At 58.1% G+C, this 15037-nt stretch carries 16 protein-coding genes and 1 tRNA gene; 6 read left to right on the top strand and 11 right to left on the bottom strand.

The genetic code is table 11. The features are described 5' to 3' along the window. Positions 1-145 precede the first annotated feature (145 nt). The 10 genes from ACR0EL_RS18480 to ACR0EL_RS18435 all read right to left on the bottom strand — a co-directional run bounded on the left by ACR0EL_RS18480 (position 146) and on the right by ACR0EL_RS18435 (position 9228). Positions 146-847, bottom strand: coding sequence for a hypothetical protein (locus ACR0EL_RS18480; protein ID WP_480501512.1), 702 nt, complete (start codon positions 845-847; stop codon positions 146-148). A 99-nt stretch (positions 848-946) separates the two neighbouring features. Continuing rightward, a tRNA-Ser gene (locus tag ACR0EL_RS18475) sits at positions 947-1036 on the bottom strand. Between the two features lie 138 nt (positions 1037-1174). After that, positions 1175-1966: a hypothetical protein gene (locus tag ACR0EL_RS18470; protein WP_480501511.1), complete on the bottom strand. Its 792-nt coding sequence runs from the start codon at positions 1964-1966 to the stop codon at positions 1175-1177. 118 nt (positions 1967-2084) lie between these two features. Beyond that, positions 2085-2981 carry an RDD family protein gene (locus ACR0EL_RS18465; protein ID WP_480501510.1) on the bottom strand — a complete coding sequence of 299 codons (897 nt, stop codon included), beginning with the start codon at positions 2979-2981 and terminating at the stop codon, positions 2085-2087. Next, a complete protein-coding gene (locus tag ACR0EL_RS18460; RefSeq protein ID WP_480501509.1) occupies positions 2978-3973 on the bottom strand; it encodes a stage II sporulation protein M in 996 nt (331 codons plus the stop codon). Before ACR0EL_RS18460 ends, ACR0EL_RS18465 begins: the two co-directional genes overlap by 4 nt. Then, positions 3973-5235, bottom strand: coding sequence for a DUF58 domain-containing protein (locus ACR0EL_RS18455; RefSeq protein WP_480501508.1), 1263 nt, complete (start codon positions 5233-5235; stop codon positions 3973-3975). Before ACR0EL_RS18455 ends, ACR0EL_RS18460 begins: the two co-directional genes overlap by 1 nt. A 17-nt stretch (positions 5236-5252) precedes the next feature. Next, positions 5253-6209 (bottom strand): AAA family ATPase, encoded by a 957-nt coding sequence (locus ACR0EL_RS18450; protein WP_353013462.1) that lies wholly within the window; start codon positions 6207-6209, stop codon positions 5253-5255. After that, entirely contained in the window at positions 6199-7509 is a 1311-nt protein-coding gene (locus tag ACR0EL_RS18445; protein ID WP_480501507.1) for a hypothetical protein, read from the bottom strand. Before ACR0EL_RS18445 ends, ACR0EL_RS18450 begins: the two co-directional genes overlap by 11 nt. Further along, positions 7506-8207, bottom strand: coding sequence for a hypothetical protein (locus tag ACR0EL_RS18440; RefSeq protein WP_480501506.1), 702 nt, complete (start codon positions 8205-8207; stop codon positions 7506-7508). The genes ACR0EL_RS18445 and ACR0EL_RS18440 overlap by 4 nt, the downstream gene beginning before the upstream one ends. A gap of 133 nt (positions 8208-8340) precedes the next feature. Then, positions 8341-9228, bottom strand: coding sequence for a MurR/RpiR family transcriptional regulator (locus ACR0EL_RS18435; RefSeq protein ID WP_353013468.1), 888 nt, complete (start codon positions 9226-9228; stop codon positions 8341-8343). Between the two features lie 94 nt (positions 9229-9322). On the opposite strand from ACR0EL_RS18435, the gene ACR0EL_RS18430 reads away from it, so the two are divergent. From ACR0EL_RS18430 to ACR0EL_RS18405, 6 genes are read left to right on the top strand one after another with little or no spacing between them, the layout of a single operon-like run. After that, complete coding sequence (locus tag ACR0EL_RS18430) at positions 9323-10405, top strand: alcohol dehydrogenase family protein (RefSeq protein ID WP_480501505.1); 1083 nt, start codon at positions 9323-9325, stop codon at positions 10403-10405. After that, on the top strand, positions 10402-10980 hold the full coding sequence (locus ACR0EL_RS18425) for a dimethylsulfonioproprionate lyase family protein (RefSeq protein ID WP_480501504.1): 579 nt from the start codon (positions 10402-10404) through the stop codon (positions 10978-10980). Before ACR0EL_RS18430 ends, ACR0EL_RS18425 begins: the two co-directional genes overlap by 4 nt. Further along, positions 10977-11108, top strand: a complete 132-nt coding sequence (locus ACR0EL_RS18420) for a hypothetical protein (RefSeq protein ID WP_480501503.1) — start codon at positions 10977-10979, stop codon at positions 11106-11108. The genes ACR0EL_RS18425 and ACR0EL_RS18420 overlap by 4 nt, the downstream gene beginning before the upstream one ends. Next, on the top strand, positions 11105-11389 hold the full coding sequence (locus ACR0EL_RS18415) for a cupin domain-containing protein (RefSeq protein ID WP_480501502.1): 285 nt from the start codon (positions 11105-11107) through the stop codon (positions 11387-11389). Before ACR0EL_RS18420 ends, ACR0EL_RS18415 begins: the two co-directional genes overlap by 4 nt. Next, the gene (locus ACR0EL_RS18410; protein ID WP_480501501.1) at positions 11386-12492 is read left to right on the top strand and encodes a mandelate racemase/muconate lactonizing enzyme family protein; all 1107 of its coding nucleotides are present in this window, start codon (positions 11386-11388) and stop codon (positions 12490-12492) included. Before ACR0EL_RS18415 ends, ACR0EL_RS18410 begins: the two co-directional genes overlap by 4 nt. A gap of 33 nt (positions 12493-12525) precedes the next feature. Next, the gene (locus tag ACR0EL_RS18405; protein WP_480501500.1) at positions 12526-13797 is read left to right on the top strand and encodes an aspartate aminotransferase family protein; all 1272 of its coding nucleotides are present in this window, start codon (positions 12526-12528) and stop codon (positions 13795-13797) included. Between the two features lie 218 nt (positions 13798-14015). Here the strand turns inward: ACR0EL_RS18405 and hemC are convergent, their stop codons facing one another. Then, positions 14016-14987: a hydroxymethylbilane synthase gene (hemC, locus tag ACR0EL_RS18400; protein ID WP_480501499.1), complete on the bottom strand. Its 972-nt coding sequence runs from the start codon at positions 14985-14987 to the stop codon at positions 14016-14018. Positions 14988-15037: the final 50 nt, after the last annotated feature.

Here is a 15037-nt window from a genome sequence, read left to right as displayed (position 1 = left end):
GTAGGTTCAAATCCTACTCCCGCAACCAACGCCAGAAAATCCCAAACAGCCCGCATCTCTACAAACAACCCACTGGATCAATCGCTGAACGATCAAACATCGGCGTTAGCAGGGTTTTCGTAAGCGTTGCATCTGACCCCCTAAATCACCCCTGATCAGCTCGTACCTGGCAGTTTATGATGTCCGAAAAAGGATACCCGCTCATGTTCACATTGTCGGTTTCATCGCGGTCGTCTTCGTGACCTTGAATTATCTTTCGGCCAAATTTGACGCCAAGGTTGGTAAGGCGCAATGACAGTAGTGTCTTGAAATGAGAGTGATGCGTTACATTCGCGCACCCGACATAACCTTCAAAACCAATCAATCCATCCGCCAGTTTTTGAAAGGCTGTGTCCGTAAGATTATTGAGATAGACAACATAAAACTGAGTGCTGTGCCGGAAGGTGATCTGCTCTATTGGACACACCGCATCGCGGAAGGCCTCAAACAGAATGTCTTGGTGTTCGTTCTCTCCAAGGTAGTCGCCGTGGAGGATGCTATTCTTGGTGTGCGGGTCTAGGAGCGGAATCAAATGCTTGAAGACTTCATATCCATACCAACTACTTTCAATCTTCATCGTGTCGAAGATCAACGCCAGCTCAAGCTTTTCGCGGTCTGGAACAAGCGCAGCGCGAAGTTCATCGTAGTTTACGCCTTTGGTCTTCAAGGCATCCACCACCTGCTTTCGCATAGCTTGTATCTCAAACAACATGCGGTCGGGCGGGATGTTGAAGTGGTCTCGAAAGACTTCCAGCATTACGTGGCCGCGTGCGTTCAGAGTATGGATCGGAAGAACTCTGAATGCCATTTCGCCACTATACTCCCTTTGAAAGCCTAAGAAGTCGCATGGGTAGGTCGTGGGTAGAACCGGCGACTCGCCAATTTATCCAATAAAATCAATGGGTAATGGCGGAGACGAAGGGATTCGAACCCTCGAGACGGTTTCCCGCCTACTCCCTTAGCAGGGGAGCGCCTTCGACCACTCGGCCACGTCTCCGCCGACGGGTATATCCGTGCATGTCACGGAGTTACAAGGTCGATTCTGGTGCTTGAGTCATTTTTTATGACCCAAAGCCTGGTTCTGGAAACGAAGCAGGGCCCCGGCGGCAGCTATGCCGCCGGGCTTAAGCGAGCTCTAACGGAACACGTCGACCAGATCTGAGACGCTGACGCCTTCCTTGATTTCTTTCAGGCGGGCGAAGATCATCGCGATTGCGACACCTGTCCAGCCATAGGCCAGCGCGTTCAGGGCGGCCTCGGCGATGATCCAAGTCGGTGTGGGTTCAAAGCCGATGGCAGAGGTGTCGCCAAATCCAAACGCGAATACGAACCCCACTACCACAGACACCAAAAAGATGCATAGAATAAGTAGGAGCAACGTGCCGACGATTGGCCAGCGATAGCCCTTGGTGAGCTGCGAGCTGCGATTGAGCGCTCCGAAACCGGATTTGTCGATGACGATGGCCGGGACAATGACCGAGAATACCGCGTAGAGCCAAAGCCCGGGTACAAGCACAAGCGCAAACCCGATTACGATCAGAATGCCGCTTACGATGGACAAAACCGCCAAGGCTGGCAGGTTGACCAAGGCGTTTTTGAAGTATTGGCCAATCTGGGCGGGCCGTCCGGATTTGGCGTCATAGGCCAGTTGAATGACCATGGCCGAGGTTAGCGAGATGGCGACGGATGAGATCAATAGGGCCACGACAAAGGTGGAACTGAAGGTCGCCCAGTCGAACTCAACCCCCGGGACAGCTTCGAAATCCGTATCCCAGGCATATGTATTCACAATGACGTCGATCAGAGCGGGGATGAAACCCAACAGGATCACGATGTGAATTTTCCGGAAGAAAATCGAAAATGTATCACTCAGAACCGCGCCCACTCCGAAGGGGGCGTGGACGTCAGAAGTTGCAGTGTCAGCCATCTGTATATCCTAAATTAAACGATATGGTCTTGGCTCAGATAAAGCAGCGCACTGCCTTTCATCTGCAAGGGGAAACTGCACGTTATGTCTCGCCCCTAGGCAAAACGGCAACAGCTTCTTATTGGACGTCTCCGTTCTCGACGGTGTGGTGCTTGTCCTTCCGTTTGTCTCCGAACAGTTGTCGTTGTTCGAGAAAGGCACGCTGTGCCTTGTAGAAGGCTTCGAGGAAGGCTTGGTGGTCTGCATCGGGAACCGGGTCGGCATAGTCGATCTTGCGGCGCACTTGCGCAAAGACTGCGGCCAGCGTTTCTTTATGCTGCTGGTAGGCGGCGGGGCCTTTGGCACGATTGGCACTGCGCAGAACCCCTTCGAGGGTCTGCAACTCGAACGCGCCATAATGTTCCAATTGATGCGACAGGAATTGATAAGAGGATTGTGCAGCCGTCAGCGGCCGGTTGGTTTCTGACATGTCCGGCAGCAAAACGGGTTTCGGCAAGTGGATCACGTAGGTGCCGGCGATGATGTCCCCAAGCCGCTGGCGGCGCTTGTTGAACAAAGGCACGGCCAGAACGCCCAAAATCCAGACCAGAGAGATAAGCGACGGCACCAGAGCATCCGTTGTCAGCGTCAGCACCAGTGTGCCAGGCAGAAAGATCTCGGCTTCTTTCATCAGGTTGCGCACGACCAGAGATTGCGTCGTCAGAGCTTGGCCATCTGCCGAGACCACCTTGATCTTCATCAGCCGTTTACCAAGGGTCTGGCCGTTCCAGATCAGCTCGGATGCGGCGTAGTAGGGGATGCGGATGACGAAGAACAGCATCGCGCCAATTGCCGAAGCCGTGAACGGTTCGACCAGATCGAAGGAAACCGCTAAAAGGAACAGCGCAACCGCCACGGCCCCGGTGATCAGAATGTCGGTCAGCTGCGCGGCAGTTCGAACGCCTACACCGGCGACACGAAAGTAAAGCGGCACACCTTCGGGTGGCAGCAGGCGGTCCATTGCGGCAACGCTCATGACCGCCTCCTTCCGCCCAGCGTGAACCACAACAGCCAAAGCGCACCGATGGTCCAACCGATGGCAATGCGCGTGGAGCGGTCTTGTACCAGTTGCCTGCCGAACCCTTCCAAAAGGGCCGCAACCACCAGCATCATTGCTGCGATCAGCGCTAGCTTGACCGCATCATGGCCCGCCGCGCGCAGGGCCGCCGCTCGGGTCTGTGGGCCGGGGAACAGGACAGCCAGACCCAGTTTCAGCCCCCCTGCACCTGCGATGCAGATCGCCGACAGCTCGGTCACGCCGTGGATCGAGAGCCATCCGAACATATCCCAACCCAATCCGCGATCGATGTGCAGGGCGTAGAAGACGCCAAGGATCAACCCGTTATAAAACAGCAGCATGATCGTCGGTGCGCATAAGAACGCGCCCAAGCCAAAGACAAAGATGGCGATCCGGGTGTTGTGTGAAAACAGATAGGTCGCAAAGGCCCCAAGACCCGATGCATCCTCTTCCCCGTAAATGGTCGAGCGCAGATAGTCGGTGCTGGCGTCAGGCCCGCGCCCTCCGGCCAAGTCGGATGGCATGAAGACATAGAACCATTCGGGGTTGTCGAAATAAAAGAAATATCCGGCCAGTGCTCCGGCGGCCATGCACAAAAACCCCAGCAGTGTGACGAGCCACGAGGATCGCATCGCCCGTGGCCCACCGCTGGTCAGGAACCTGCGGATCGTGCCGCCCAGCCGTTGTTGGGGCGCATAAACGCTCAGATAGGCGCGGCTGGTCAGGGCTTCGAGATAGTCTAACAAGCCGCGATCCAGCGAAATCTCGCGCGCGATGGACAGGGACGTGGTGGCCTGCCGATACAGATCGGCCAGATCGCGCGCCTCCTGAAAGTTCATGCGATGCAGGCCCTGACCCTCGGCCTTATCGACCAGTTCGGACAATCTGCGCCAGTCACCTTCGCGTTCCTGCCGAAACCGGGCCGAGCGGATCAGGTCACGTTCAGACATCAGATCATCTCTCGCGCTTTGATTTCCAGATAGGTCGAGATCAGGCGGGCTGAGACCTCACCCGGTTCCGCATCAATCACCGTGACGCCCAGCTGGTGCAGCCGCTCCAGCACAAGGCGACGCTCGCGCAGCAGTTGCCCGGTTGAAACCGTCTCTGCCACCCCATCCATATCCGATGGGGCCTCATTGACTTGCGCTTCCAAAATCGGATCGCGCAGGGTCACGAAGACGATCAGATGCCGTTTGGCCAGAACGCTGACATTCTCGACCATCAGCTCGGCTGTTGTTGTGTCCACGAAATCCGAGAATATGATGATCAGACTGCGCTTTGGCGTGCGCCCGTTCAACTCGGTCATAGCCAAGGTGTGGTTCGTCTCGACGCTTTCATAGCTGAGTTCGGCCGTGCGGCTGCGTAACCGGTTGAACGCGGCGCGTCCTGGTTCCGGCGGCAGGAACATGCGCGGTTTGGCGTCATAGGCGTAGAACCCAACCTGATCACCGCCGATGGCTGCGGCCCAGGCGGTTGCCAGCGCAGCGGTGATGGCATGGTCGATCTTTGGCAATCCAGCGACCTCTTCACGCATCTGATAGCCGTTATCCAGCGCGATGATCACATGATGGTTGCGTTCCGCCCGCACCTCTTTGGCCACAAGCGAGCGATAGCGGGCCGAGCGTTTCCAATCGATCGAGCTGGCATCCATCCCGCGCACAAAATCGCGTAGCTGGTGAAATTCGGTGCCTTCGCCAATGGCGCGGTTTTCTTTCACGCCGAACAGGCGTGATTGCACGGTGGTCGAAATCTCACCCGACATGACGCGGCGGATGTTGGGCACCACAGGGACCTTCAGGCCAAAGCTCAGTTTGGGGACGAATTCAAACAGCCTGAGCCGAGAAGACCAAGACAGCCACAAATGCGACAAATCCCAGGTGCCCCTTCGGCCCGCACGAAACGGAATTTCAACCGTGCCTTTCGACAGGTCAAAGCCCGATGGGCCGTTCAGGCCCGATGGCCAATCCAACTCTCCCAACATGCCCGGCGCACTGGGAGAGACGGTCAGGTCGATCTGACCTGCCTCGCCTACAAAGATATCCGGCATCGGTTCAACCGTGACAGACCGTCGACGTGGCCAGGACAACAGCAAATCAACAATTGCCAAACCGCACAGCACAACCCAGGGCAAACCAGCGATGGGCCGGGTTGCATCCCCCAGAACAATCGCCAGCAGCGACAGGCACAGCGCCGCGCAGGCGGCGATGAGCAATATGCGGGATGGCCGGATCAGCGGGGGGCCTCGATCTGGTTGAGGATGTTTTCCAACACTTGCCGCGGGCCACGCCCTTCGATCTCGGCCGACGGGGACAGCACGATGCGGTGTTGCAGCGCGTGGATGATCAGGGTTTTGACATCATCGGGGATCGCAAAGTCGCGCCCATTCAGGGCGGCCGTCGCACGGGTTGCCCCGGCAATGGCATCCGCCGCACGCGTCGAGGCGCCAAAGGCGATGTCCGCGCTTTCGCGCGTGGCGCGGACCAGCCGCAGGATATAGGCCAGAATGTCGTCATCCAGCACGATCCCGTCGATCAGCTGGCGCGCCGCCATCATGGTGGGTGCATCCAGCAGGGGCTGAACGGTTTGTGTTGCGCTCAGGAAATCCAGCGGCTCATTCGCATGCTGGCGCAGGATCGACAGTTCCACATCTTCGGGCGGGAAACTCAGGTTGACCTTAAACAGGAACCGGTCCAACTGCGCTTCGGGCAAGGGGTAGGTGCCTTGCTGTTCAATCGGGTTTTGGGTTGCGACCACGATGAACTCCGAGCCCAGCATGTGGTCGGTGCCGTCAATCGTCACCATCCGCTCGTTCATCGCCTGTAACAGGGCGGCCTGCGTTTTTGGCGGGGCGCGGTTGATCTCATCCGCCAGCAGGATCTGGCTGAAGACCGGGCCTTTGGTCAGAACAAACTCGCTGGTCTGGAAGTTGTAGATCGAGGTGCCCAACACGTCGCCCGGCATCAGGTCGGGGGTGAACTGGATGCGCCCGAACTGCAGATTAAGTGCGCCGGCAAAGCTGCGGGCCAGTAGGGTTTTCGCGGTACCCGGAGGGCCTTCGAGCAGTACATGCCCGCGCGCGAACAAGGCGGTCAGCAGCAGATCAACAGCCTCTTGTTGGCCTTGCACAACTTTGCCGATCTCGGCGCGCAACGCCTCGGCCCGGGCGAACAATTCTTCAAGCGTCATTGGCAAGGTGCTCCAGTATCAGTTCGAATTGGTCAATGTAGGAAATCGCGTCATCTGCGCCCAAATGCGGGGGCAGGGCGCGTATGGTTTGGATCAACCCGTCCAGCTGGACGGCCAGATCAGGCTTTCTGGCGTGGACGTATTTCAGATACGCCTCCTCAGGTGTGCCGACTGTCATTTGCGTATTGCCAAACAGCGCGGCGGCGCGGGCACGCAACCGTGTGTCGACATAGTCCGACAGCATCGCGCCATCCTGATCTGTCAGGCGCATAAGCCGTGCGCGTGCCCGGTTGGCTGTTCGTTTGCCAGTGCCCAGCGTCGGGGCAAGGCCCACCACGGGCCCGCTGCGCAAACCGCCACGCCAAATCGAAAGCGCCAATAAAAGACCCGCCCCGATCCACAAAACTCGGAATGGAGGTTCAAACAGGCGTTTCAAATCATCCCATGTGCGTTCACGGGCGACGACGTTTTCCGGTGCTGTCAGCCAGTTCTGGTCGCTGTAATCGATGATGATGCGCTGATCGCTAGCGATCTGAGGCAAGACCTGCGCCGCAACCCAAGCATTGTCACCCAGGGTCAGGCCGTGATTGTTCAACAGATCCGGGTCTGACAAGATATAGGCTTGTTGCTCGCCCTCAGACCCCGGCAGCGGGCACAGCCCCAGCAGCATCTCGCCCGGTTGTCCGACGACGGGATCGCACCCGTTTCCGGCAAAGGTCTGGGCCGCATAAATCCGGGCGTTCAACTGCTGGTCTGCGACCAGTTCATAGTCCAGAAACGGCCTGCGCGCGAAGTGCAGCCCTCCGACCTCGGGCCCGACAAGCCCGTGCAGGATCGTTTCAAGATCGGTCCTTTGCGCGATCAGAAAGGGATGTCCAAACCCGGTTAGGCGCATGCCGCTGCGCCATTTCGGCAGAATGATCAGGCTGGGCACGGATTGTGCCTTGTCACGGATGACCTCGATGTCCTGATCGAACTCATCGGGCTGAAACAACAACTCTTCTTTGGTCTTCGCAGCGGTTCGATCGGTATCGAGGCGCGTGTCGTAGAGCGGCTGAACCAGAAGGCCCACGGTGCTGCGATCCAACGGCCAGCCGCCTGTAAAGCTTTGTGTGGCGTGCGATTGGCTGTTCAACCAGCGATCCAGCCCGTCAAACCCGCTGGCCGACTCGCGCAGCGCGTATTGGCGACCCGCCATGACATAGAGGAATATGCCCACGCAGATCGCAATCACGACGCCGACGATGATCCAGTCCAGCCGAATGCGATCTGTCGGAGGGAACCCTGTTGTCTCGCTCATGCCCGCACCTCGCGCAGGACGGGCCGGATGCGTGAGAGCAGTGCGTCAAAATCACCTTCACTGATCGAGTGATGGCCGAAATTCACGCGTTCGCTTTCCAGAACCAACGCGCGCAGATCAGGGATGTACCACAGGTTCTGGGGCATGCTGCGTAGGGCCTCGCGGTGGGTCCAGCTTCGTTTGAACAGCACCTCATTGGCGGCCAGACAGCGGCTAAGCGCCAGCTGGGCCAACCCGGTGACGGCCAGATCACGATCCTTGAGCCTGAGCAGCGCGTCCAGATCAGGTATTTCCTCGCCGTCCATCACCGCCACGGGGTCGCCATGCCGACCCTTGCGCTTGGCATTGTCCGAGGATTTGCGGAAAGAAACAGATGTTTTGCCCGCACTGTTATAGATGAAAAGCGCCAGGAAAATCAGAACGATCGTCGAGATGGCACCCACAATCCAGCGACTGTCGGTAGACAGTTGAACCGGTTGGTTTTCGGCCCGAGGCGTGAAATCAGTGTCCAGCGGCGGCGCGGGTTTGGTGGGATCGAAATACAGCACATCCGTGTCGATCCCCCGGTATCTGACTGCTTTCAGATAGTCCTGCCCTGAGGCGCTTAGGTTGGGTCGGGATAGCGTCGCCTCCTGCGCGTTGGCAGGGGGTGAAGCGCACAGAAAACACGCAGAAAAACAGGCGAAAACAAATCTCATCGCGGTATCGATAGATCACTGGCGAATGGCAGGCAACAACCTAGACGCGTTTGCCAGGATCATCGCCCACAACCTGTTGCTATGGGCACATCGACGATGTGAAATCAGGCTACGCCAGGGGCGCTTTGCAGGCCTATTCGGGTTCCGCCGTATATAGGCCCAACTGGTGCCTGCGCTGGTGAAACCGTTCAACACGTTCCACGATCTCATCGCTGGAAACCGAGATGACGAAGGACAATAGCGTTTCCAGAAGTGCGATGGTTGACACCGAGGATGGGAAGAACTGCGGCGTATCCGCGGCCACGACAAACCCGTGTTGTGCATTCAGGATCACCGGGCTGGCGGGGCTGTCCGAGATGCCGACAACCGTCATCCCCTGCCGCCGGGCCAGCTTGATCGCATCAATCACTTCGGTCCGGTAGGGGTGGCAGGTGATGGCGATCAGGACATCTTGTTCATCCGCCCAGGCCAGATCATCCACCGGGGTTGAGCCTGACCGGGGGATAGCGTGAAACTGCTTCATCCCGGTCGAGGCCAGATAGGTAAAGTTGCGCGCGTTCGAGTTGTTGACGCCGACACCCAGCGTGAAAATCTGACGGCAGTTCCAGATATCCTCGGCCGCAGCGCGCAGACGGTCGACATCAATGCCAGCAAATGTCTCTTCAATATTGCGGATGGCTGCGCCGATCATGTCGGCATAAAGGCCGCCCATCTCTCCTGATTTGCCGATTTCCTGTAACCAGCGGGCGCGGTCGGGAAATGAAACCGAACCTTTGCGAATAGCCTCACGGAAGGGCGCACGGAAATCTTCGTAGCCTTCGAACCCGACCTGCCGCGCCATGCGGACAAAGGTGTTGGGTTTGACATTGGCCGCCTCGGCAATCTCGCGCACGGTGGATACGCCCACATCCGTGGGGTTTTCCAGCACATACCGTGCGGCTTTCTGGGCTTCGGGCGTCAGGGCGTCCCATTCCTCGGACAAGCGATCCAGGACGATAGATGATACATTTGTGTCATTCATGATTGACGATGGTACAGTTGTGAAATTAGCCTGTCGAGCAGAATCGCAGGCCGTGAAACGGGTATCGACCTGTGGCCCATCAGGAGACTAGAGCATGACCCTGCCCAATACAATGAAGGCCATGGTGACCATGGGGCACGGCGGTCTTGAGCAAATGGTGCTGCACGACAACTGGCCGCGCCCCGATCCTGCGCCGGGTGAGGTGTTGATCCGCGTCGCCGCCTGCGGGCTGAACAATACGGATGTGAACACAAGGTCGGGCTGGTATTCGAAGACCGTGACTGACGCCACGACCGGCGGCGCGTTCGAGGAAGTGGGCGAGGATGATCCCACCTGGGGCGGTGCCCCCATCACTTTTCCTCGCATTCAAGGCGCTGATATCTGTGGCCATATCGTTGCGGTTGGCGGTGGGGTCGACCCAACACGCGTCGGAGAGCGGGTGATCACCGACGGCTGGCTGCGCGATCCTGACGATCCTGAGAATATGGATAAGACGGGCTATTATGGGTCCGAACGGGATGGCGGCTTTGCTGAATACGCGACGACATTGGCGGTGAATGCCGTGCCAATCACATCGGAGCTGACAGATGCCGAGCTAGCGATATTTTCCTGTTCCTATTCGACTGCCGAAGGGATGCTGACCCGCGCCAATGTGACCGACGCGGATACCATTCTGGTGCCGGGCGCATCGGGTGGTGTTGGCGGTGCTTTGGTGCAGTTGGCCAAGCGCAGGGGTGCCCGTGTGATCGCGATGGCGTCTGAGGCAAAACACGAAGACGTGGCCAAGCTTGGCCCGGACAAACTCCTGCCGCGTGCGCCTGAAAATCTGCGCGCATCGCTTGGGGCTGAGAAAATCACAGTTGTGGCAGATGTGGTGGGTGGCCCCTATTGGCCGCGCCTGATTGACGTATTGGAACGCGGCGGGCGGTATACATGCTCGGGTGCCATTGCCGGGCCGATGGTCGAGTTCGACCTGCGCACATTCTATCTTCGTGATCTGACTTTCACCGGTTCCACCGTGATTGACCCTCAGGTCATGCAGAACCTCGTCAAATACATCGAAGCGGGTGAGATCAAACCGGCCCTTGCCGCAACCTACCCGCTTGAAGAATTGCGAGAGGCCCAGGCCGCGTTCATCGCAAAACAGCATACCGGCAAAATCGTGGTGATCCCATGACTCTGGATGATGTCCTAGAAGCTGCTCGGCAGGTGCATCAGGCACATCCCGAGCTGTCCGCGTTTGGCGCGTGGCCTTCGGACCTGTCGTTTATGCACGCCCACCCCAGTCACATTGCAGCGGCAGACCAGGTGCGGGATTTTGAGATCAAGGGCAGCGAATTGACCCAAAGGTTGGTGGCCGCGGTGCAAGGGACGACGCATCTGGCCCATTGGAAACAGACTTATACCGCAGATGAGGTCGGCGCGGATTTTCTGGCGCGCTACGGATATTACGAGCTATTTGGTCCGACCGGTCATTTCCACTCGACCCAGCTGCGCGGTTACATCGGATGTTGGGGTGCCGGGTTGAACTATGATTGGCACAGCCATCAGGCTGAGGAGCTTTACCTGACCTTGGCGGGCGGCGCTGTGTTCAAGACCGCCGAGGATGCGGCATTCGTTGGGCCAGATCAAACCCGCATGCATTCCAGCTGGGAAAGCCATGCCATGGTAACAACAGATCAGCCAATCCTGACCTTTGTTCTGTGGCGCGGCGCGGGCATGGGCGACCTGCCAAGAATGGATGCGGCATGAAGATGACACTCACCCGCATCTATCAGCTCTGGCTGCCCTATGTCGGCGGACCGGACTCGCGGGAAGGTAATTTTAAGACCTTAGATTCTGAAAGCCTCGGCGCACCATTGGCGGAGTATGCCTTATGAAACCACAAGCCATTGCAACCCAGATGATCGACGATACGCGCGTGCGTGTCACACGCTTTGACTTTGCCCCTGGCGCAGAAACCGGGTGGCACCGGCACCAGATGGATTACGTCATCGCGGCCATCACAGACTGTCACATGCGCCTGGAGCTGCCGGATGGTTCTGTCAACGAGGTCACTGTGTCAGCCGGAACAGCCTATCGCCGCGACGAAGGCGTCGAGCATAATGTGATCAACGCGGGCGACGAACCGATGTCTTTTGTTGAAGTGGAACTGAAATGAAGATCACGCGCCTTTCGGTCTATCACGTCGATCTACCGCTTGAGCATCCTTACTGGCTGTCTGGTGGGCGGCTGAAATTCGAAGTGTTGGGCGCGACGCTAGTGAAGGTGGAAACCGATGCAGGGCTGATCGGTTGGGGTGAGGGCACGCCATGGGGTCACACCTATGTGCCCGCGCATGGGCCGGGTATCCGGGCCGGGATCGAAACCATGGCTCCATTCATTCTGGGTCTTGATCCCCGCAAGGTGCTGGAGGTTGAGCGCGCGATGGACCTCGCGTTGCCCGGTCACCTCTATGCCAAAAGTCCGATTGATATGGCCTGTTGGGACATTGCCGGACAGGCGGCGGGGTTGCCGATCGCCGATCTGATGGGCGGCGGATCCCGTACACCGCGCCCGATTGCCTCGTCCGTCGGGGCGAAGACGGTCGAAGAAACCCGCGAGGTGATCGAACGTTACCGCAGCCGGGGCTACGTGGCCCATTCGGTGAAGATCGGTGGCGATGTGGAACGTGACATCGCCCGTGTCCGCGATGTTGAGAGCATACGGCGACCGGGTGAGATTGTCCTTTATGACGTCAACCGGGGCTGGACGCGGCAACAGGCCCTACGGGTGATGAGCGCCTGTGAAGACCTGAACGTGATGTTTGAACAGCCCGGCGAGTCACTCGACGATATCGCCGCCCTCTCTGGCCGTCATGCCTCACCCGTGTCAGTCGATGAAAGTCTGGTGACGTGGCAGGATGCCGCCCGCATCGCCAGCGAAGGGATCGCCGAGGTCTTTGGGATCAAGTTGAACCGGGTCGGTGGTCTGACCAAGGCCGCGCGGCTACGTGATATCGCACTGGCCCATGGGATCGACATGTTCGTGATGGCGACCGGCGGAACGGTTCTGGCCGATACCGAGGCCCTGCATCTGGCTGCGACCATCCCGGATCACAACTGTCACGCCGTCTGGGCCTGTCAGGATATGATCACCGTCGATATTGCTGGCGGTCGCGGCCCGCGCAATATCAACGGCCACCTGCATTTGCCCGAGGCTCCGGGCCTTGGCGTGCACCCCGATGAAGACGCGCTGGGCGACCCGGTCGCGATTTATGAATAGTCACTGTGTTTATTACGATGGAGATCGCGTGACATGCTGAAGATCAACACTCAAGCCGAATGGATCGACCGCGCGAATGCTGTATTGCCAGCGGGCGGGTTTGGCAATTTCGATCCGGGGATCATTATCTCTCGTGGTGAGGGCAGCCGTGTCTGGGATGAGGATGGCAACGAATACATCGACTATCTGATCGGATCAGGGCCGATGCTGTTGGGTCATGGCCATCCCGAGGTGATGGAGGCCGTGCTGGAGCAACTGCCCAAGGGCATGACCTTTTTCGCCAACAACGCCAAGGGCATCGAACTGGCCGAAGCGATCATCGAGGCGGTGCCCTGTTGCGAACAGGTCCGCTTTGTTGCTTCGGGGGGTGAGGCGGATATGTATGCGATCCGTCTGGCGCGGGCCTATACCAGGCGCGATAAAATCCTGAAATTCGAAGGTGGCTATCACGGGATGAGCGCCGAGGCACAGATGAGCCTAGCCCCTAGCCGACAGGTTAATTTCCCACAGGCGGTGCCCGACAGCGCCGGTATCCCACAGGGTGTGGCAGATCAGATGCTGATCGCACCTTTTAATGATCTGGACGCGGTTGAGGCCCTGCTGAACGAACATGGAGACATCGCCGCGATCATGGTCGAACCTCTGCAGCGGATCATCCCGCCCATGCCCGGCTATTTGCAGGGCCTGCGCGATCTGTGTGACAAGCATAATGTCTTGCTGATCTTTGATGAAATCGTCACTGGTTTCCGCTTGGCCTATGGCGGTGCGCAGGAACGCTATGGCGTGACACCCGACATCTGTACGATGGGCAAGATCACCGGTGGTGGCTTCCCGCTGGCTGCGTTGGGCGCAAGTGCCGATATCATGAAGCATTTCGACAAATCGCAAGTGGGCGAGGGCGGATGGCTGATGCAGCTTGGCACCTTGTCAGGTAACCCCGTCGCTTCAGTCGCCGGGCTGAAAACGATGGAGATTCTACGCCGCGACGGCACCTATGATTGCCTGCGCGACATTGGTGCGCGCCTGCAAAATATGCTGGCCGATACGTTGAATGAGGCCGGGATCGCGCACCAGATTTGCGGTGACGTGACCCTGTTTGACGTCTACTTCACCAGTAGTGACTGTCGGGACTATCGCAGCGCCAAGCATGACGATCCGAAGCGCAACGTGCTGTTCAATGACGTGTTGCGCGCGCATGGTATCTTCAAATCGCCAGGTAAGCTGTATCCGTCCTTGGCGATCACCAAGGCGGATCTGGAACAGACACAATATGCCATTCAGCAAGCTGTCAGCGCCATAAGCTGAAGATACGCCATGATCCAAAAAAGTCGGGCCGCTGTTGACCCCCAACAGCGACCCTGGACCTTTTGAATGTCGGGGTCAGCCTCGCCCCCTCGAACACTGATTAAAACACTAACAACTTGAAACTTTTCGATACTTTCGAGACTGTCCCGATTTTTCAACCGGTATGAACACACTATCAGCTTAATTCCGGCGCCGCGCTGTGAAAAAGTTCACATTGGTTAAAATTTTTCGATTTTTTTCCAATCAAAGAATCCCGGGCCTGCATTTTTAAGCAGGATATCAGCCACGGCACGGCCCATTTCGACGCCATCTTCGATGGCTCCGGTGGTGTCTTCACCAATCGCTTCGGACCCATCGGGGCGCAGAACTTCGCCACGCAGTCGCAGTTGGCCATTTTTGATCTCGGCCAACCCAGCGATCGGGGTTTCACACGAGCCGTCCAGCGCTGCCAGCAAGGATCGCTCGGCTGCCAAACGTGTGCTGGTCTCCACATGGTGGATCGCCTCAAGCAGCTCGGCGGCGCGGTTGTCATCACCTCGGCGTTCGATCCCGATGGCACCTTGTGCGATGGCAGGCAGCATCTCATCGGGCGAGATCGGGCTGGCTGGTACATCCGCCATGTCCAGACGACGGATGCCCGCCATGGCCAGAAACGTGCATTCGGCCACGCCATCTGCCAGTTTCTTAAGACGTGTCTGAACATTGCCCCGGAATTCAACGACATTCAGATCGGGACGGCGATTGAGCAGTTGTGCCTTGCGCCGCAGAGAAGAGGTGCCAACCACCGCACCTTGGGGCAGGTCCTGGATTGCCTGAAACTGTGGAGAGATGAAGGCATCCCGCACATCTTCGCGCGGCAGGAACGTGTCCAGAACCAGACCTGCGGGCTGTGCAACCGGCATGTCTTTGGTCGAATGAACCGCGATGTCGATGTCACCGCGCAGCATCGCCTCTTCGATCTCTTTGGTGAACAGGCCCTTGTTGCCGATCTCTTTCAAAGGCCGGTCCGCATCAATCATCGCGCGATTGTCGCCGGTGGTTTTGATCACCACGATGTCAAACGCATCTTCGGGCAAACCGAACGCATCACGTAACCGTTGGCGGGTTTCATAGGCTTGCGCCAGAGCAAGCGGCGAGCCTCGGGTGCCAATCTTCAGCGGCGATGCGGGGTTGGGCAGGGTCAGTGTCATGGGCACAGCTTTAGTCGCGTCACATTGCCCTGACAATGGGGGCTGCGCTT

Source organism: Ruegeria sp. AH12 (assembly GCF_056541465.1).
This window is presented reverse-complemented; position numbering and strand designations above follow the sequence as displayed.